The organism is Intrasporangium sp., assembly GCF_035280925.1.
Classification (GTDB): domain Bacteria; phylum Actinomycetota; class Actinomycetes; order Actinomycetales; family Dermatophilaceae; genus Intrasporangium.
Genome location: NZ_DATEEY010000216.1, coordinates 1 through 17,741, shown reverse-complemented (window position 1 = coordinate 17,741; position 17,741 = coordinate 1). Strand labels below are relative to the sequence as shown.

Genomic DNA, 17,741 nt, shown 5'->3' with positions numbered 1-17,741 from the left:
ACGATGATGTCGCCGAAGTCGATGAGGACCCAGCGGCCCTCGCGCTCACCCTCGCGCCGGATCGGCTTGGAGCCGAGCTCGCGCAGCCGGTCCTCGACCTCGTCGACGATCGAGCCGATCTGTCGCTCGGAGGCGGCCGAGGCGATGACGAAGATGTCGGTCAGCGGCATCTGGTCGCTGACATCGATCGCCGTGACCCTCTCGGCGATCTTCTCCTCGGCGGCGTTCGCGGCGGCCTTGGCGAGCTGGAGCGCGTGGGCTGTTGCTGTCACTGGTCTCCTTGTGGCGAGAGGGCATTCGTGGCGGTTATCGCAACCCGGCGCGCCAGGGGCTCGACGGGAGGCGCCCCGCACGGCAGACCGGTGTAGAGGCAGTACTTGTTGATGTACTGGACGACACCGTCGGGCACGAGGTACCAGACGGGTTCGCCGCCTACTACCCGCGCCCGGCAGTCCGTCGAGCTGATGGCCATCGCGGGCACCTCCTGGAGGGTGACCCGATCCTCAGGAAGCCCCTTGTCCGACAGGACGTGGCCCGGCCTCGTCACACCGACGAAGTGTGCGAGCTCCCACAGGGCGTCCGCGTCCTTCCACGACAGGATGTCGGCCAGGGCGTCCGCGCCGGTGATGAAGAACAGCTCGTCGTCCGGACGCTCGGCGCGCAGGTCCCGGAGCGTGTCGATCGTGTACGTCGGGCCGGGTCGGTCGATGTCCACCCGGCTCACTGTGAAGCGAGGGTTGGAGGCGGTCGCGATGACCGTCATGAGGTACCGGTGCTCGGCGGGCGAGACCTCGGTCTGTGACTTCTGCCACGGCTGGCCCGTGGGGACGAAGACGACCTGCTCGAGGCCAAAGAGCGCCTGGACCTCGCTGGCCGCCACAAGGTGGCCGTGATGGATGGGGTCGAACGTCCCACCCATGACCCCGATGCGGCGGCGCCCGCTCAGTGCCTCGCCCCGTCCGTGTGGCCCGGGTGGCCCTCGATCTGGATGCGGCCGTGCTGGTCGACGTGCGTCGACACCGGCACCTTGTGGGCGGTGTTGCGGAAGGACCACGTGACGGCGAGCGCCACCAGGAACAGGACGAAGGTGATGACGAAGTACATCACGGCCGGCATGGGCAGCTCGCGCGTGGCTTCCTCGCCCTGCGCCGCCAGAGTCAGGACACGATCAGACATGCGGCCAGCCTAGCGCCCACCTGCTCACCATCGGCGCACGACCGGCCACCTGCCACGGGAGGGGCGGGCGCAGGGGTCGTCACCGCGGCGCCACAGCGCCGTAGGCTGGAGCCCATGGTGCCCGAGCTGTCCGTCGTCATCCCCATGTACAACGAGGAGGACGTGCTGCCGCTGCTCGTCGAGCGGCTGCGGCCGCTCCTCGACGGCATGGGCGTGACCTACGAGGTCGTCGCGGTCGACGACGGGAGTCGGGACCTGACGCCGGCGCTCTTGCACCGGTACCACCGGGAGTGGCCGGCGCTGCGCGTGCTGCGCCTGCGGGCGAATGCGGGCCACCAGGCCGCCATCTCCGCGGGCCTCGCCACCGCGCGCGGCGACTACGTGGTGACGCTCGACGCGGACCTCCAGGACCCGCCGGAGGTCATCGGGGAGATGCTCCAGGCGGCCAGGCGCGACAACGTCGACGTCGTCTACGGCGTGCGCAACGACCGGTCGACCGACTCGTGGTTCAAGCGCGTCTCCGCGCAGTCGTTCTACCGGTTCATCCGCCTGATGTCGGGCACGTCCGCGCACGCCGATGCGGGTGACTTCCGTCTCATGTCGCGCGCGACCGTCGACGCGGTCAACAACCTGCCGGAGCACAACCGGGTGCTGCGGTTCGTCGTGCCGGCCCTCGGCTTCCCGTCCGACACGGTGCAGTACAAGCGCGAGGAGCGGGCGGCCGGGTCGACGAAGTACCCCCTGCTCAAGATGCTCCGGCTGTCCGTCGACTCCCTCACCGGGATCTCCATCGCACCGTTGCGCCTGGCGACCTTCGCCGGCTTCTTCGGTGCCCTCCTCGCCGTGCTCCTCATCGTCTACACGCTGATCGCCCGGGCCCAGGGGCACACCGTTGCCGGTTGGACCTCGACCGTCGCGATCGTCGCCGGAGTCGGCGCGGTCCAGCTCGTCTGCGTCGGCATCCTCGGTGAGTACATCGGCCGGATGTATGCCCAGCTGCAGGGCCGCCCCACCTACTTCATCGCCTACGACTCGCTGGCGGAGAGCTCGCCCAAGCACGGTCCCACCGACACTCCCCTGCCCGCGACGCCGCGCGAGGAGCACATCGCCACCCGCGGCGTGCCGGTTGCCCACGACGGCGCCGCACCGAAGCAGGCGCCCGTTCGGGAGCGTGCCGACCGGGCGACCTGAGGGTCACACCCGCGGCCGCGCCCTAGCGAGCAGGCTCACACCGGGCAGCTGGCGCACGGGCAGGTATCGCTCGGCCATGATGATGCCTCGCAACGCGGCGTTGACGGCCGGATGGAGGTCGTCGAGGTCCGACCCCGTCGACGCCCGCCGCCGCAGCGCGACGACGGGCCGCAGCAGCACGTTCCATGACCGGACGTCGTCCACCTCGAATCCGCCGCGGTCGAGCACTGCGACCAGCTCGGCTCGCGTGTAACGCCGGACGTGCTGGACCGCTTCGTCGTGCGCCGACCACAGTCGGGGATCCGCGGGGACGGCGACGAGGTACGTGCCGGTCGGCTTCAGCACGCGGTGGACCTCCCGGACGGCCGCGTCGTCGTCCTCGAGGTGCTCGAGGATGTCGAAGGCGACCACGAGGTCCTGGGAGTCGTCCGCGAGCGGCAGGCTGGTCGCGTCGGACCGGAGCACGGGCAGTCCCCGCTCGTGAGCCACCTCGGCTCCGTCGGCGCTGTACTCCAGCGCGGTGGCCCGCCAGCCGGCCCGGTGCAGCACCATCGTGTTGCCACCGCCGGCGGCACCGATGTCGATGGCTCGGCCCGGCTCGAGCCCGCGGATCGCCTCGGCGAGCAGGTGCCGACGCTCCTGGTACCACCAGTGGCGCCCCTCGAGCGCAGCGAGCTTGCGGACTTCAGTGGCCTCCATGGCGCGCCATCATGCCAGTGCGCGGCGGCTGCGCCACGTGTGGCCCGACGAAATGGTCCCCGCGGCCCGCCCGGGCTCACCGGATCTGGCCGTCCCCCTCGACGATCCACTTGGTCGTCGTCAGCTCGGGCAGCGCCATCGGTCCTCGGGCGTGCAGCTTCTGCGTCGAGATGCCGATCTCTGCCCCGAAGCCGAACTCCCCACCGTCCGTGAAGCGCGTGCTCGCGTTGACCATGACAGCTGCTGCGTCGACCTCCTGCGTGAACCGGCGGGCCGCCGCGCGGTCCTCCGTGACGATCGCCTCGGTGTGCCCGGAGCCGTGCCGGCGGATGTGGTCCATCGCCGCGTCGAGGTCGTCGACGACGGCGACGTTGAGCTCGAGGGCCAGCCACTCCGTGTCGAAGTCCTTCTCGGACGCGATGTCGTATGCCGCTGAGCTCGCTTCCGCGTACGGCGTCACGTCGGGCGTGACGTGGAGTCTCACCCCCGCGTTGGCGAGGTCGGTGAGCGCCTTGGGCAGGAAGTCGGCCGCGACGGCGCGGTGGACGAGCAGGGACTCAGCCGCATTGCACACGCTCGGGCGGTGCGTCTTCGCGTTGAAGGCGATCGCCACCGCCTTGTCGAGGTCGGCGGACTTGTCGACATAGACGTGGCAGACCCCGACGCCGGTCTCGATGACGGGCACGGTCGACTCGCGGACGACGGTCTGGATGAGGGCGGCTCCGCCGCGCGGGATGACGAGGTCGACGCGGCCCCGCGCCGTCATGAGGGCGCGCGCGGCGTCGTGCCCGCCCTCCACAAGGTTGGTCACGGCGTCGGCCGGGAGTCCTTGTGCCGCAAGGGCCTCACGCAACGTCTCGACGATCGCCTGGTTGGTCTCGCCCGCCGCAGACCCCCCTCGGAGGATGACGGCATTGCCCGACTTCAGGCCGAGGCCGGCGGCGTCGACGGTGACGTTCGGACGGGCCTCGTAGATCATGCCGACGACCCCCATGGGGACGCGGACCTGTCGGATCTGAAGCCCGTTGGCCAGGGTGGAGCCGCGGACGATCTCTCCGACCGGGTCCGGTAGCGCGGCGACGTCGCGCAGGGCCTGGGCAACGCCCGCGACGCGGTCGGCATCGAGGCGGAGGCGGTCCTGGAGGCCCTCCGGCATGCCGTTCGCGCGGCCGCGCTCGAGGTCGGACGCGTTGGCCTCGAGGATCCGCGGTGTCGCTGTGACGAGCGCGTCGGCGAGCTGGTGGAGAGCGGCATCCTTCTCGGCCCGGGACAGCAGGGCCAGTCGACGGGAGGCCACGCGGGCGCGGTCGGCGAGCTCGTTGACCTGCTCGACGACGGTGGAGTCGATCGTCTGGGACATGCCTCAAGGGTAGGTCGTGGACGCAACGCCATATCCCACGGATCCGTGGGCTGGGACCGGGCTGAGCAGCATACGGAATCTGCCTCGAGGCCCCACCGCCTGACCCGAGGCGTTCCCTGGTTGATGTCGCGCCACGGCGCACTACGCTCGACGTATGGCCTACCGGCTCCTCGCGGATCTGGTGATGGTCGTGCACTTCGGCTTCATCGCCTTCGTCGTCGTGGGCGGCCTCGCAGCCTGGCGCTGGCCGTGGCTCATCTGGGTGCACGTCCCGGCCGCGGTCTGGGGGCTGGCGATCGTCGTGGTCGGCACTCCGTGCCCGCTCACCTGGATGGAGAACTGGGCTCGGGAGCGCGCAGGGCAGCAGAAACTCGAGCCGACCGGCTTCATCGACACGTACCTCGAGGGTGTCATCTACCCCGAAGACCACGCCCCCGTGCTCCAGTCCCTCGCCGCCGCGGCAGTGCTGGTGTCGTGGGTCGTGCTCGCGTACCGCCATCGCCCGAGGACCCGCCACCTGGCCGGCCACGGCTGACCCGGTCCCGTTCGAGGTATCCGTCGAGCCCTCGTGGTCGCGCAACACCTGCAGTGAGCGCCGTCACTAGGCTGGTTCCCGTGTCGCCCCGGTCCGTCATCAGCAGCGCTCGCCGCCTCGTCGTCAAGGTCGGGTCGAGCTCGCTGACAGGTACCGACGCCGGGATCGACCACGCGCGCCTCGTCGCCCTCGTCAACGCCCTGTCCCACCAGCACGTGCGGGGCACCCAGATCGTCCTCGTCAGCTCCGGCGCCATCGCCGCCGGGATCCACCCGCTCGGTCTCGCGTCGCGACCGCGAGACCTCGCGACGCAGCAGGCCGCCGCCAGCGTTGGCCAAGGCGCCCTGCTCGCCGCGTACACGCAGTCCTTCGCGGCGCATGGCATCACCGTCGGGCAGGTGCTCCTCACCGCCGACGACCTCACTCGGCGGACGCACTACGCCAACGCCCGCCGCACCCTGGATCGCCTGCTCGACCTGCGGGTGCTGCCCATCGTCAACGAGAACGACACCGTCGCCACATCGGAGATCCGCTTCGGCGACAACGACCGGCTGGCGGCGCTCGTCGCCCACCTCATCGATGCGGACGCACTCGTCATGCTGTCCGACGTCGACGCGCTCTATGACGCCCCGCCGGATCGCCCCGGCGCGCAGCGAGTTCCGGTCGTCAAGGGCCCCGAGGACCTCGCCGCCGTCGAGATCGGACGGGCCGGCTCCAAGGTCGGCAGCGGCGGCATGGTGACGAAGCTCGAGGCCGCCAGGATCGCCACGGCGGCCGGCGTGACGACGTTGGTCACGGCTGCGGACCGCGTCATCGACGTGCTCCGCGGCGAGGATGTCGGCACCGTCTTCCTGCCCGTCGGGCGCCGGGGCCGCACGCGACGGCTCTGGCTCGAGCACGCCACCTCGGCCCGCGGTCGGCTCCTGGTGGACGACGGAGCCGTCCACGCCCTCGTGCATCTGAAGAAGTCGCTCCTGCCCGCGGGCATCACCGCCGTCGAGGGCACGTTCCATGACGGCGACCCGGTCGACGTCTGCGCCCTTGACGGCTCGGTGATCGGCCGCGGGCTCGTCAACTACGCATCGAACGAGCTGCCGGCCCTGCTCGGGCGCTCCACGAAGGAACTGGCCAAGGCGCTGGGCCCCGCCTACGAGCGCGAGGTCATCCACCGCGACGACCTCGTCATCCTCTGACCAGGGTGGGTCACGTCACCTGGCGGATGCCCCGACCGGGACGGGCGACGGCGCGCGGCCCCACTGCGTCGGCGCGTGCATGTTCTCGTGGTACAGCCGGGCAGCCGACGCGGCCGTGCCGGTGATCCACAGCCATCTGGTCGACCGGCTCGGCGGCATCTTCACCGCCGCCGGCGAGTCGCTGGCCCGGGCCCATGGCCAGACGCTGGCGCGCTGGGTGATCCTCGATGCGGTCGAGGACCAGCCGTCGACGGTCGCCCAGATCGCCCGCAGGCGGGGGATCGCCCGCCAAGCCGTACAACGGGTTGCCGACCTGCTCGAGCGCGACGGCCCTGTCGCATACACACCGAACCCGGACCACCTGCGGGCGAAGCTCCTGCGCCCCACCCGCAAGGGCCAGGAGATCCTGCACAGAATCTCGATCGACCAGAAGGCCTGGTCGGACGCCCACGGGAAGGCCATCGGACGCCCCGAGCTCGAGCGCGCCAGGGCGCTGGTCGCGTCGATTCGGGAGGCCACCTCGATGCCCTCTGACGCTAGCCCCGCAGGACCCCGCCGGAGCGGGTCTGAGAGGGCACGCGAAGCGAGCCCAGCGGCATACGGACCATGCCGTATGCCGCTGGGCTCGCCTGCGCTGGAAGGTGGCGGTCAGTGGTGGGTGGCCTTCTCCGCACCGACGCCGGTGAGGGAGCGGACCTCCATCTCGGCGTACTTCGCCGCGTTGTACTCCTTGCTCGTCACCGTGCCGATGTACCCGAGGATGAAGCCGAGCGGGATCGAGACGATGCCGGGGTTGTCGAGCGGGAAGAGGTGGAAGTCGACGTTCTGGAGCATCGACGGGCTCTTGCCCGTGATGGGGTCGATCGGCTTGCCGGACACGACCGGGCTGAAGATGATCAGCGTGATCGCGCTGATGAGACCGCCGTAGATGCTCCACAGCGCGCCGCGGGTGTTGAACCGCTTCCAGAACAGCGAGTAGAGGATCGTCGGCAGGTTCGCGCTCGCCGCGATGGCGAAGGCGAGGGCCACGAGGAAGGCGATGTTCTGTCCCATGGCGAAGATGCCGCCGATGATCGCGATCGCGCCCAGGACGAGGGCGGCGATGCGGGCGACCCTCACCTCCTCCTCCGGGGTGGCGTTCCCGTCCTTGACGATGGTGTTGTAGACGTCGTGCGACAGGCTCGCCGACGCCGTGATCGTCAGGCCCGCCACGACCGCGAGGATCGTCGCGAAGGCGACACCGGAGATGATGCCGAGGAAGATCTCGCCGCCGAGCTCGAAGGCGAGCAGCGGTGCAGCCGAGTTGGCGCCTCCCGGGGCGTTCTTGATCTCGCTCGGGCCGAGCATCTGGGCAGCGCCGAAGCCGAGGACGAGCGTGAACAGGTAGAACAGGCCGATGAGCCAGATCGCCCAGACCACCGAGCGGCGCGCCTCGCGCGAGGTGGGCACCGTGTAGAAGCGCATGAGCACGTGCGGCAGGCCGGCGGTGCCGAGAACCAGCGCCATCGACAACGAGATGAAGTCGATCGGGTTCTTGTACTGCAGGCCCGGCTGCATCAGGTCACGCGGGGTGCCGAGGTCGTTCGCGGTCGTCTCGTTGGCGGCGCTGATGAGGCTGGACAGGTTGAAGCCGAACATGCTGAGCACCCAGATGAACATCAGGCCGGCGCCAGCGATGAGCAGAACGGCCTTGATGATCTGGACCCACGTCGTGCCCTTCATGCCGCCGTAGATGACGTAGAAGATCATGATGACCCCGACGATGCCGACGACGACCCGTTGGCCGACGACGCTGTCGATGCCGAGCAGGAGGGCGACGAGGCCACCGGCACCCGCCATCTGGGCCAGCAGGTAGAAGAACGAGACGGCGAGCGTCGAGATCGCCGCGGCGATCCGGACCGGGCGCTGGCGCAGCCGGAAGCTGAGCACGTCGGCCATCGTGTACTTGCCGACGTTGCGGAGCAGCTCGGCGACGAGCAGCAGCGCGACGAGCCAGGCGACGAGGAAGCCGATCGAGTAGAGGAAGCCGTCGTAGCCGTTGAGGGCGATGGCGCCGGCGATGCCGAGGAACGACGCGGCCGAGAGGTAGTCACCCGAAATGGCGATGCCGTTCTGGCGACCGGTGAAGGCGCGGCCGCCGGCGTAGTACTCGGCAGCTCCGCGGTTGCCCCTCGAGACCTTGATGACGATGGCCAGGGTGATGAGGACGAAGACGAAGAAGATCGCGATGTTGAGGGTCGGGTTGCCGACCGAGGTCTCGGCCGCAGCGAGGGTGGCGAGTGCGCTCATCGGTGGTGACCACCCATCTTCTCGGCGAGGGCCTCGGCCCGCGGGTCGAACTCGCGGTCGGCCCAGCGGGCGTAGTACATCGTGATGGCAAAGGTCGTGACGAACTGGAGGAGCCCGAAGATCAGGCCCCAGGTGATCTCGCCGAAGACGCGCGTTCCCATGAAGTCCTTGGCGAACACGGACAGCAGGACGTAGAGGAAGTACCACGCCAGGAACGCGACGGTCATCGGGAAGACGAACTTGCGGAACTTGCTCCGGAGCTCTGCGAACTCCGCCGAGTTCTGCATCTCTATGTTCCGGTCCTCGGTGACCGGTGTTGGAGCCTCGTTGCTCACTGGAAGCCACCTCCATTTGGTGGTTTGTGGGGGTGGGCACACGCTAGGAGGTGTGACCCAGGTAACGGCACCCGGCGGCCGGGCACGTCGCTGAACGGTGCGCATGGGTCGCCGTGCGCGAGAAACGGCTGCGACGAACGGTCGGTGATCAACGACGAGCGGTTACTCGTTCGGGTCGCTGCTCGTGCTGTCTTTCCGAGTGCCCCTCGGGGTTGAAGGGCCCCCGGTTGAGGATCAGGTGCTCAGGGGCGTGGAGGCGCACCATCGTCTGCGCGACGTGGGGTGGTTGGCGGTGGCGCGTCGCCATCGAGGCGCCGATCATCGTCGCGAAGGCGGCCGGGACGGTGACCGCGGCGGGCTGGGTGAAGATCACACCGAGCACCCCGTCGGCGTCGATCCCGATCATCGTCGCGAGCACGGCCGTCATCGACAGCGACCCGCCGACCGCCAGTCCGGCGATGACCCCGGCGGCGGTGAGCCGGCGCCACCAGATGCCGAGCACGAGCATGGGGCAGAAGGTCGAGGCGGCGACGGCGAAGGCGAGCTCGACGGCGTGGGCAACCGGGACGCGCGCGGACACGAAGGTGAGGCCCAGGGCGAGTCCCACGGCGATGAGGGTCGCGAGGCGGAAGGCGCTCACCCCGTGGCCGAGCTCGGTGCGCCGGCGCAGCACGTCCTGGCTGAGGACGCCGGCGACGGAGACGACCAGGCCCATCGACGTCGAGAGGAAGGCGGCGAACGCGCCCGCCGCGATGAGGGCGGTGAGCAGGTCGCCGAGCACTCCGGAGAAGATCCGGCCGGGAAGCTCGAGCACCACGGAGTCGGTCCGCCCGGACGTGACGAGGTCCGCGGCGAGCATCCGGCCGAGGATGCCGTAGGTCACCGGGAGCAGGTAGAACACACCGAGCAGGCCGAGCACGACAAGCGTCGTCCGCCGCGCCGCCCGCCCGTCGGGGTTGGTGTAGAACCGGACGACGACGTGGGGCAGCCCCATCGTGCCGAGGAAGGTCGCGAGGACGAGCGAGTACGTGAGGTAGAGCGCGTAGTCACCGGTGAGCGGCTCGGCCCAGTCGACCGCGTCCAGGCGACTGATCGCCGCTGGGGCACCACCTGTCATCGTGGCCCCGACGAGGAAGAAGACCGGCGTGAGCAGCGCGACCAGCTTGAGCCAGTAGTGGAACGCCTGCACGAGGGTGACGCTGCGCATCCCGCCCGGCAGGACGTTGAGCACCACGATGACGGCGACGACGACCTGGCCCACCCAGAGCGGCGCACCCGTGAGCGTGCGCAGGGTGAGCCCCGCACCCTGGAACTGCGGGATGAGGTAGAGCATGCCGATGGCGACGACGAGCAGGCTGGCGGCGTGCCGTGCCTGGATCGACTCGACGCGCAGCTGGGCGAAGTCGGGCAGCGTGTAGGCGCCCGAGCGCCGGAGCGGAGCCGCGACGAAGACGAGCAGCAACAGGTAGCCCGCCGTCCATCCGACCGGCAGCCAGAGCATGTCGACACCGCGGGCCAGGATGAGGCCGGCCACGCCGAGGAACGAGGCGGCCGAGAGGTACTCGCCACTGATCGCCGACGCGTTGAGCACCGGACCGACGACGCGAGAGGCGACGTAGAAGTCGCTCATCGTCCGGGAGATGCGCAGGCCGAAGGCGCCGACCGCGAGTGACGCGATGGCGACGACGACGACAGCGACGACGCTGGCTGCCGTGCTCACTTCGGGCTCACTTCGGGCTCACTTCGGCTCACCGGTTGTCCAGCAGGTCGCTGAAGGCGGCCTCGTTGCGCTCCGCCCGGCGCACGTAGAACACCCCCAGCAGGACGATCTCTATGAAGGCGACCACGGTGAGGATGACCCACGGCACCGGGACGCCGAGGACGACGACGCGGCCCACGGCCGGCACGAGGTGGAGCACGAGCGGCACCAAGCCCAGCGTGAACGCGAGCGCCGCGAGCACCGCCAGCGAGAGGCGCAGCTGGCTGCGCATGAGGGAGTCGACGTAGACCTCGCCCAGCCGGCTCTGCGAGTCGATCTCGGAGGCGATCGACACGCGGCGCGCTCGGGCTGCCCGGGTTCGGGGCGACGTCACCGTGACCCGCGCGGCCGGCTGGGCTGCTTTCTCGACCGTATGCCGCTGGGCCGGCTCCCGGTTCATCGGCGCTCCCTGCCGGGCTGGGCCCGTTTGACGAGCAGGTCCCGGAGCGCGCGGGTGTGGCGCCTGCTGACGCCGAGCTCGTGCCCACCGACGACGACGGTGGTCCGGCCCCCCTCGGTGCGCCACTCGGCGATGTGGCCCAGGGCGACGAGCAGGGAGCGGTGGATCCGGACGAAACCGGCGTCTCGCCACTGGTCCGCGAGGGCGGTCAGGGGCACGCGGACCAGGTGGCTGCCGTTCGCGGTGTGCAACCGGGCGTAGTCGCCCTGCGCCTCGACGTAGAGGACGTCCGAACGCGGGACCAGTCGGCTCACCCCAGCGAGCTCGACGAGGATGCTGTCGTCCTGTGCCGTCGGCACCGTCTCCCGTCCCTCGATCCGGCTGACGACCCGCCGCACGGCCTCGGCGAGGCGCTCGTCGCGAACGGGCTTGAGGACGTAGTCGACGACGTTGAGCTCGAACGCGTCGACCGCGTGCTGCTCGTGGGCGGTGACGAAGACGACGGGTGGCTGGGTGGTGAAGCGGGACAGGACCCGAGCGAGGTCGAGTCCGGTCAGTCCGGGCATCTGGACGTCCATGAAGATCGCGTCGACGGGCCGCTCATGGAGGATCCGGAGCGCCTCGGCGGCGGAGTCAGAGGCGATGACCTCGCCGATCCGCTCCTCCCGGCCGAGCAGCCAGACCAGCTCGTCGAGCGCTGGTTCCTCGTCGTCGAGGGCGAGCACCCGGAGCCGCTCGGGCGCGGTACCGGACGCCGTGGACGTGGTCGGACTGGTCACGGGAGCATCCTGCTCATACGTGCACCCCGGGGCGGAACTTGGGCAGGCGCACGGTGACCTTGGTGCCGGCGCCCTCAGCCGTCTCGACGAGGAGCCCGTAGTCGTCGCCGAAGGCTGCACGGAGCCGCTCGTCGACGTTGGCCAAACCGACGGAGTCGGTGCTCCCGTCCCCGGCGAGCGCGAGGCGCACCTTCTCCGGGTCCTCGCCCACGCCGTTGTCCTCGATGGTCACGAGGCACTCGTGGTCGGCGTCCTGCGCGAGAATGGTGATCTCCCCGTCCCCGACCTTGCCCTCGAGCCCGTGCTGCACCGCGTTCTCGACGAGGGGTTGGAGGCAGAGGAAGGGCACGACGACGGGCAGCACCTCGGGCGCGACGCGGAGCGTGACGCGCATGCGGTCCCCGAAGCGCGCCTTCTCGATGACGAGATAGGCCTCGATGGACCGCAGCTCATCGGCGAGGGTGGTGAACTCGCCGTGCCGGCGGAACGAGTATCTGGTGAACTCGGCCAGGTCGAGGAGCAGCTCCCGCGCCCGGTCGGCGTCGGTGCGGGTGAACGAGGCGATGGCCGTGAGTGAGTTGTAGATGAAGTGCGGGCTGATCTGGGCGCGCAAGGCCCGGACCTCGGCCTCCATGAGTCGCGTGCGCGAGGCATCGAGCTCGGCGAGCTCGAGCTGGCCCGAGACCCAGCGAGCCACCTCGCCGGTGGCCCGGACCAGGCCGGCCGAGGCGAGACTCGTGAAGACCTGGAGGGTGCCGACGACCTTCTCCTCGACCTCGAGCGGGGCGACGATGGCCTGCCGGACGAGGCAGGACGGCTCCGCGCAGGCGATGTCGCCCCCGTCGACGACAACGGTCCGGCCGTTGTCGAGCGTGCCCGCGGCGATGATCGACGGCTGCCTCGAGTGGTGGTTGTGGCTGCCCTCCCACGCGAGCAGCCCGCTCGTGTCGGTCATGGCGACGGCCGGGGCCCCGAGCAACGCCCGAAGGTACTTCAGCGACCGCTCGGCCGACGTGGCGTTGAGCCCGGCACGCAGTGGCGGCGACGCCTGCGCCGCCGTGTGCAGGGTGCGGAAGGTCGCCCGGTCAGCCTCCGTGCCGAGATGACCACGCCGCAGCAGCGCGCCCCACGAGCTCATGCAGTCACCCTAGGACACACACCCCGTCCCCCATCGAGTGAACAGCTTCGGGGCACAAAAGCCGTTCACTCGATCGGGCGGACGGGTGAGCTGTTCGGTCAGGCGTCGTCGTCGTCGCGCAGGTGCCACAGGCCGGCGCGCCGCTCGGCGTCGAGCTCCTCCTGGGTCGCCGCCCGAGCAGCGTAGCGGTCCCGCATCGCCTCGCGCTTCTGGTCACGGGTGGGGCGTGACGACTCGTCGAGGCGCAGGTCCGAGCCCCGGGACCCGAGCAGCTCGGCCCCGGACTGGAGCGTCGGCTCCCAGTCGAAGACGACCGCATCGTCGGTCGCACCGATGACCACCGTGTCCCCCGCCACGGCCCCGACCTTGAACAGCTCTTCCTCGACACCGAGCCGGGCCAGCCGGTCGGCGAGGTAGCCGACGGCCTCGTCGTTGCTGAAGTCCGTCTGGCGCACCCACCGGATCGGCCGCTCCCCGGTGACGCGGAAGAAGTCCCCGTCCGAACCATGCTCCCGGGTCACCGTGAAGCCCCGGTCGTCGAGCGACCTGGGCCGGAGGACGACGCGCTTCGGGACGACCGCTGCCACGTCGGCGCGTGCGGCCTCGACGTGCCGGGCCATCGCGTAGGTCAGCTCCTTGAGCCCCAGGTGTGCGACCGCCGAGACGATGAAGACCTCGTAGCCGCGCTCCTCGAGATCGGGCTTGACCAGCTCGGCCAGCTCGCGGGCCTCCGGGACGTCGGCCTTGTTGAGCACGATGAGACGAGTTCGCTCGGACAGCGGGCGCCCGCCGAGGTCGGCGTCGGGAACGTAGAGCGACAGCTCGCGCTCGATGACGTCGAGGTCGGTCAGCGGGTCGCGCCCCGGCTCGAGGGTGGCGCAGTCGATGACGTGGACCAGCACGGAGCACCGCTCGACATGCCTGAGGAACTCGAGCCCGAGGCCCTTGCCCTCGTGCGCGCCGGGGATGAGCCCTGGCACGTCCGCGACGGTGAACCGGCTCGACCCGGCGGTGACCACGCCGAGGTTGGGCACGAGAGTCGTGAAGGGATAGTCGGCAATCTTTGGCCGGGCTGCCGAGAGGACCGACACCAGCGACGACTTGCCCGCGCTCGGGAAGCCGATGAGTGCGACATCGGCGAGCGTCTTCAGCTCGAGGACGACGTCGATCTCCTCCCCCGGCTCGCCGAGCAGCGCGAAGCCGGGAGCCTTGCGCCGCGCCGACGCGAGTGCCTTGTTGCCGAGGCCGCCGCGACCACCGCGCGCGATGACGTGCTCGGTGCCCATCCCGACGAGGTCGACGACGATGCGCCCGTCCCCGTCCTTGACGACCGTCCCCTCGGGCACGGACAGGACGAGGTCGGCACCGTCGGCGCCGTTGCGCTCGTCACCGCCCCCGGGCTTGCCGTTCTCGGCCTTGCGATGCGGGTGACGGTGGTAGTCGAGCAGGGTCGTCGACTGCGGGTCGACCCGCAGGATGACCGAACCGCCGTGGCCGCCGTTGCCGCCGTCCGGGCCGCCGAGCGGCTTGAACTTCTCGCGGTGGACGGACGCGACGCCGTGCCCGCCGTTGCCCGCGCTGAGGTGCAGCACGACGCGGTCGACGAAGTTCACTGCCATGGGAGTTCACTCTTCCAGATCAAGCCGGCTCAGCGGCATACGGCAAAAGCGGTGGCCGTATGCCGCTGGGCTGGCGACATGTGAAAGGGCGGGCCGCGCGGGCCCGCCCTTCCACGAGGTTGCGTTGGTGATCAGTCGATCACCGTCGATCACTCGGCAGCAACGGCCTCGATGCTGTCGACGTTGACCGTCTTGCGGCCGCGCCTGGAACCGAAGCGGACCGCGCCGGCGACGAGGGCGAAGAGCGTGTCGTCGCCGCCACGGCCGACACCGTCACCCGGGTGGAAGTGGGTGCCGCGCTGGCGGACGAGGATCTCGCCGGCGTTGACCTGCTGGCCGCCGAAACGCTTGACGCCGAGTCGCTGTGCGTTCGAGTCACGACCGTTGCGGGTCGAGGACGCACCCTTCTTGTGTGCCATGTCAGTTACTCCTTGTGAGTCCGTGTACCCGTGAGACGCAGCGCGTCGATCAGGCCTTGATTTCCGTGACCTTGATCTGGGTCAGCGGCTGGCGGTGACCCTGGCGCTTCCGGTAGCCGGTCTTGTTCTTGTACTTCATGATGACGATCTTGGGGCCCTTGGCCGCCTTGACGACCTCGGCCTTGACGGACGCCTTGGACAGCTTTTCGACGTCCGAGGTCACCGTGGTGCCGTCGACGAGGAGCAGCGGCGTGAGCTCGACGGCGTCGCCGGGCTGACCCGTCACTTTGTCGATGAGCAGGACGTCGCCCACCGAGACCTTCTCCTGGCGACCGCCAGCGCGAACAATCGCGTACACAGTGAAACTCACTCTCTGAATCAGGATTGGGGCGCCGCTTTCGACACCGGCCCGTCGACACGAGCCCGGTGGGCGCACCGAGGATCTAGGCTACCGGCTCGGAGCACTCCGAACCAAACCGACGTCAGACCCCCGTCGACGTGATCCGGGGCGGGCCGGCCGGCGCGATGACCCGGCCGCGGCGACGGCGTGGGCGTGGCGCGGACGACTCGCCGTCGGAGGGGACGGGAGCGGCGTCGTGCGCCGAAGCGTCGACCTCGGACTCGAGCTCGGCGCCGTCAGCGTCCGTGGCCGAGTGCTGCTCGGCGGCCGACTCGTCCTGACCGCCCCGGGGACCGTTGTCCTCGTGCAGGGACTGCGGCGCTGCCTCAGCCTCCACGTGGGTCGATGCGGGCGTGCTGGTCGAGACTGTTTGCCCGCTGTCGGCCGTGTCGGTCGTGTCGATGTCGGTCGTGTCGATGTCGATCGTGTCGATGTCGGCGATGTCGGGCGTGGTCGTGACGGCAGCGACGCTCTTCAGGGCCGCCGCGTGGGCCGCAGCCGCGATCTGCGCGGCCGTCGGGCCCGTCGGCTTGCTCTGCTCCGGCTGCGCCCCGTTGCCGCCGTTCCCGCCCGCGGAGGTGCCCCGACGGCCGCGCCGGCCCGCCTTCGTGCCACCCTGGTCGGCCTCGGTGCTCGCGGCGCCCTTGTCCACGGGATCGGCGTGGATGATGAAGCCGCGGCCGTTGCAGTGCTCACACGTCTCGGAGAACACCTCGATGAGGCCGGATCCGACCCGCTTGCGCGTCATCTGGACGAGGCCGAGTGAGGTGACCTCGGCGACCTGGTGCTTGGTGCGGTCACGACCGAGACACTCGAGGAGCCGGCGCACGACGAGCTCACGGTTGCTCTCGAGCACCATGTCGATGAAGTCGATGACGATGATCCCGCCGATGTCGCGCAGCCGCAGCTGGCGGACGATCTCCTCTGCGGCCTCGAGGTTGTTCTTCGTCACCGTCTCCTCGAGGTTGCCCCCGGACCCGACGAACTTGCCCGTGTTGACGTCGACGACCGTCATCGCCTCGGTGCGGTCGATGACGAGCGACCCGCCGGACGGCAGCCAGACCTTGCGGTCCATGGCCTTGGCGAGCTGCTCGTCGACCCGGTGGTGGCTGAAGAGGTCCTGCTCGGACGTCCACTTCGTCACTCGGTCCGCGAGGTCCGGCGCCACGGACGTGATGTACGGCTGGATCTCGTTCCAGGCCTGCTCACCGGAGACGACGAGCTGCTTGAAGTCCTCGTTGAAGACATCGCGGATCACCCTGATGGTCAGGTCCGGCTCGCCGTGCAGCAGCAGCGGCGCAGAACCCGAGGTGCTCGAGCCGCTTCCGGTGTTCTTCTTCCGGCCCTTGGACTTGCCGGCCTTGGGCGCCGAGACGGCCTCGGCCCGGGCCTGGATGTCCTCCCACGTCTTGGTCAGCCGCTCGACGTCGGCGCGCAGCTCCTCCTCGCTCGCCCCCTCAGCGGCCGTTCGGACGATGACGCCGGCCGAGTCGGGGACGACGTCGCGCAGGATCTTCTTCAGCCGCGCCCGCTCGGTGTCGGGCAGCTTGCGGCTGATGCCGGTCATCGAGGAGTTCGGCACGTAGACGAGGTAGCGCCCCGGCAGCGAGATCTGCGAGGTCAGGCGGGCGCCCTTGTGGCCGATCGGGTCCTTCGTCACCTGGACGAGCACGCTCTGGCCCGAGGTCAGGGCGTTCTCGATCCGCTTCGGCTCGTTGGAGTCGAGGCCCGCCGCATCCCAGTTCACCTCGCCCGCGTAGAGCACGGCGTTGCGACCCTTGCCGATGTCGACGAAGGCCGCCTCCATCGAGGGCAGGACGTTCTGGATCCGACCCAGGTAGATGTTGCCGGCCATCGAGACGGTGGTCGCCTGGTCGATGTAGTGCTCGACGAGGACGCCGTCCTCGAGGACGCCCATCTGGGTGCGGCCGTCCTTGTTGCGCACGACCATGATCCGGTCGACCGCCTCGCGGCGGGCAAGGAACTCGGCCTCCGTGATGATCGTGCGGCGCCGCCCAGCCTCCCGGCCCTCGCGACGCCGCTGCTTCTTGGCCTCGAGACGCGTGGAGCCCTTGACCCCAACCGGCTCATCCGTCTGCCCACGAGGCTGCCGGATGCGCGTCGAGACGTTCGGGGCATCCTCGCCGGCCTCACCGGCGACGGAACCCGCGCGGCGCCGACGACGGCGGCGCCGGGTCGAGACGCCCTCCTCGTCGCCACCCTCCTCGTCGTCCTCGGCCTCCGCCTCGGGCTCCCGGCCCGGCTCTCCGTCGGCGCCCCGCGCCGCGCGTCCCTCGTCAGACGGCACCTGACCCTCGGCCGCAGCCTCGTCCTCGTCCTCGGACCCGGTCTCATCACCCTCCGCGGCGGCACGACCGCGTCGCCCCTTGCCACCACGCCGACGGCGCGACCGGCGCGGCGTCGCATCCTCGTCGCCGGGAACCTCCTC

18 protein-coding genes and 1 pseudogene are annotated in these 17,741 nt (G+C 70.2%); 4 read left to right on the top strand and 15 right to left on the bottom strand.

Features of this window, described 5'->3' with window-relative positions:
* The 3 genes from rsfS to VJN29_RS19385 form a co-directional block, all read right to left on the bottom strand.
* Positions 1-272 (bottom strand): ribosome silencing factor (rsfS, locus tag VJN29_RS19395; RefSeq protein WP_324145283.1); only part of this gene is annotated, 272 nt, incomplete at its 3' end.
* Positions 269-946 carry a nicotinate-nucleotide adenylyltransferase gene (gene nadD / locus VJN29_RS19390; RefSeq protein ID WP_324145285.1) on the bottom strand — a complete coding sequence of 226 codons (678 nt, stop codon included), beginning with the start codon at positions 944-946 and terminating at the stop codon, positions 269-271. The genes nadD and rsfS, both read right to left, overlap by 4 nt.
* The gene (locus tag VJN29_RS19385) at positions 943-1,176 is read right to left on the bottom strand and encodes a hypothetical protein (protein WP_324145282.1); all 234 of its coding nucleotides are present in this window, start codon (positions 1,174-1,176) and stop codon (positions 943-945) included. The genes nadD and VJN29_RS19385 overlap by 4 nt, the downstream gene beginning before the upstream one ends.
* Before the next feature lie 114 nt (positions 1,177-1,290).
* Between VJN29_RS19385 and VJN29_RS19380 the strand changes: the two genes are divergently transcribed.
* Entirely contained in the window at positions 1,291-2,367 is a 1,077-nt protein-coding gene (locus tag VJN29_RS19380) for a glycosyltransferase family 2 protein (RefSeq protein ID WP_324145281.1), read from the top strand.
* Positions 2,368-2,370: 3 nt separating this feature from the next.
* Here VJN29_RS19380 and VJN29_RS19375 read toward each other — a convergent pair whose 3' ends face one another.
* Both VJN29_RS19375 and VJN29_RS19370 read right to left on the bottom strand, forming a co-directional pair.
* Complete coding sequence (locus VJN29_RS19375) at positions 2,371-3,066, bottom strand: class I SAM-dependent methyltransferase (protein WP_324145280.1); 696 nt, start codon at positions 3,064-3,066, stop codon at positions 2,371-2,373.
* Between the two features lie 76 nt (positions 3,067-3,142).
* Positions 3,143-4,426: a glutamate-5-semialdehyde dehydrogenase gene (locus VJN29_RS19370; protein ID WP_324145279.1), complete on the bottom strand. Its 1,284-nt coding sequence runs from the start codon at positions 4,424-4,426 to the stop codon at positions 3,143-3,145.
* Positions 4,427-4,580: 154 nt separating this feature from the next.
* Between VJN29_RS19370 and VJN29_RS19365 the strand changes: the two genes are divergently transcribed.
* The 3 genes and pseudogenes from VJN29_RS19365 to VJN29_RS20410 form a co-directional block, all read left to right on the top strand.
* A complete protein-coding gene (locus VJN29_RS19365) occupies positions 4,581-4,961 on the top strand; it encodes a DUF2784 domain-containing protein (RefSeq protein ID WP_324145278.1) in 381 nt (126 codons plus the stop codon).
* Positions 4,962-5,041: 80 nt separating this feature from the next.
* The gene (gene proB, locus VJN29_RS19360) at positions 5,042-6,154 is read left to right on the top strand and encodes a glutamate 5-kinase (protein WP_324145277.1); all 1,113 of its coding nucleotides are present in this window, start codon (positions 5,042-5,044) and stop codon (positions 6,152-6,154) included.
* A gap of 79 nt (positions 6,155-6,233) precedes the next feature.
* Positions 6,234-6,464: pseudogene (locus VJN29_RS20410) on the top strand (MarR family transcriptional regulator); the annotation flags it as partial.
* Between the two features lie 338 nt (positions 6,465-6,802).
* Here VJN29_RS20410 and VJN29_RS19350 read toward each other — a convergent pair.
* The 10 genes from VJN29_RS19350 to VJN29_RS19305 form a co-directional block, all read right to left on the bottom strand.
* On the bottom strand, positions 6,803-8,443 hold the full coding sequence (locus tag VJN29_RS19350) for a cation acetate symporter (RefSeq protein WP_324145275.1): 1,641 nt from the start codon (positions 8,441-8,443) through the stop codon (positions 6,803-6,805).
* On the bottom strand, positions 8,440-8,778 hold the full coding sequence (locus VJN29_RS19345) for a DUF485 domain-containing protein (RefSeq protein WP_324145274.1): 339 nt from the start codon (positions 8,776-8,778) through the stop codon (positions 8,440-8,442). Before VJN29_RS19345 ends, VJN29_RS19350 begins: the two co-directional genes overlap by 4 nt.
* Positions 8,779-8,926: 148 nt before the next feature.
* Complete coding sequence (locus VJN29_RS19340; RefSeq protein ID WP_324145273.1) at positions 8,927-10,498, bottom strand: cation acetate symporter; 1,572 nt, start codon at positions 10,496-10,498, stop codon at positions 8,927-8,929.
* A 28-nt stretch (positions 10,499-10,526) separates the two neighbouring features.
* Positions 10,527-10,937, bottom strand: a complete 411-nt coding sequence (locus VJN29_RS19335) for a hypothetical protein (protein WP_324145272.1) — start codon at positions 10,935-10,937, stop codon at positions 10,527-10,529.
* On the bottom strand, positions 10,934-11,716 hold the full coding sequence (locus VJN29_RS19330) for a LytTR family DNA-binding domain-containing protein (RefSeq protein ID WP_324145271.1): 783 nt from the start codon (positions 11,714-11,716) through the stop codon (positions 10,934-10,936). The genes VJN29_RS19335 and VJN29_RS19330 overlap by 4 nt, the downstream gene beginning before the upstream one ends.
* A 13-nt stretch (positions 11,717-11,729) precedes the next feature.
* Positions 11,730-12,854 carry a sensor histidine kinase gene (locus tag VJN29_RS19325; protein ID WP_324145270.1) on the bottom strand — a complete coding sequence of 375 codons (1,125 nt, stop codon included), beginning with the start codon at positions 12,852-12,854 and terminating at the stop codon, positions 11,730-11,732.
* Between the two features lie 98 nt (positions 12,855-12,952).
* Positions 12,953-14,473: a GTPase ObgE gene (gene obgE, locus VJN29_RS19320; protein WP_324145269.1), complete on the bottom strand. Its 1,521-nt coding sequence runs from the start codon at positions 14,471-14,473 to the stop codon at positions 12,953-12,955.
* A 149-nt stretch (positions 14,474-14,622) separates the two neighbouring features.
* A complete protein-coding gene (rpmA, locus tag VJN29_RS19315; protein ID WP_324145268.1) occupies positions 14,623-14,892 on the bottom strand; it encodes a 50S ribosomal protein L27 in 270 nt (89 codons plus the stop codon).
* A gap of 49 nt (positions 14,893-14,941) precedes the next feature.
* The gene (gene rplU / locus VJN29_RS19310) at positions 14,942-15,250 is read right to left on the bottom strand and encodes a 50S ribosomal protein L21 (RefSeq protein WP_324145284.1); all 309 of its coding nucleotides are present in this window, start codon (positions 15,248-15,250) and stop codon (positions 14,942-14,944) included.
* A gap of 124 nt (positions 15,251-15,374) precedes the next feature.
* On the bottom strand, positions 15,375-17,741 hold a 2,367-nt coding region (locus VJN29_RS19305), incomplete at its 5' end, for an Rne/Rng family ribonuclease (RefSeq protein WP_324145267.1).

Bases quoted from the DNA above. Each gene is read 5' to 3' on its own strand.
- VJN29_RS19385 (WP_324145282.1), bottom strand. From the start codon at position 1,176: ATGTCTGATCGTGTCCTGACTCTGGCGGCGCAGGGCGAGGAAGCCACG.
- VJN29_RS19380 (WP_324145281.1), top strand. From the start codon at position 1,291: ATGGTGCCCGAGCTGTCCGTCGTCATCCCCATGTACAACGAGGAGGAC.
- VJN29_RS19375 (WP_324145280.1), bottom strand. From the start codon at position 3,066: ATGGAGGCCACTGAAGTCCGCAAGCTCGCTGCGCTCGAGGGGCGCCAC.
- VJN29_RS19370 (WP_324145279.1), bottom strand. From the start codon at position 4,426: ATGTCCCAGACGATCGACTCCACCGTCGTCGAGCAGGTCAACGAGCTC.
- VJN29_RS19365 (WP_324145278.1), top strand. From the start codon at position 4,581: ATGGCCTACCGGCTCCTCGCGGATCTGGTGATGGTCGTGCACTTCGGC.
- VJN29_RS19350 (WP_324145275.1), bottom strand. From the start codon at position 8,443: ATGAGCGCACTCGCCACCCTCGCTGCGGCCGAGACCTCGGTCGGCAAC.
- VJN29_RS19335 (WP_324145272.1), bottom strand. From the start codon at position 10,937: ATGAACCGGGAGCCGGCCCAGCGGCATACGGTCGAGAAAGCAGCCCAG.
- VJN29_RS19325 (WP_324145270.1), bottom strand. From the start codon at position 12,854: ATGAGCTCGTGGGGCGCGCTGCTGCGGCGTGGTCATCTCGGCACGGAG.
- obgE (WP_324145269.1), bottom strand. From the start codon at position 14,473: ATGGCAGTGAACTTCGTCGACCGCGTCGTGCTGCACCTCAGCGCGGGC.
- rpmA (WP_324145268.1), bottom strand. From the start codon at position 14,892: ATGGCACACAAGAAGGGTGCGTCCTCGACCCGCAACGGTCGTGACTCG.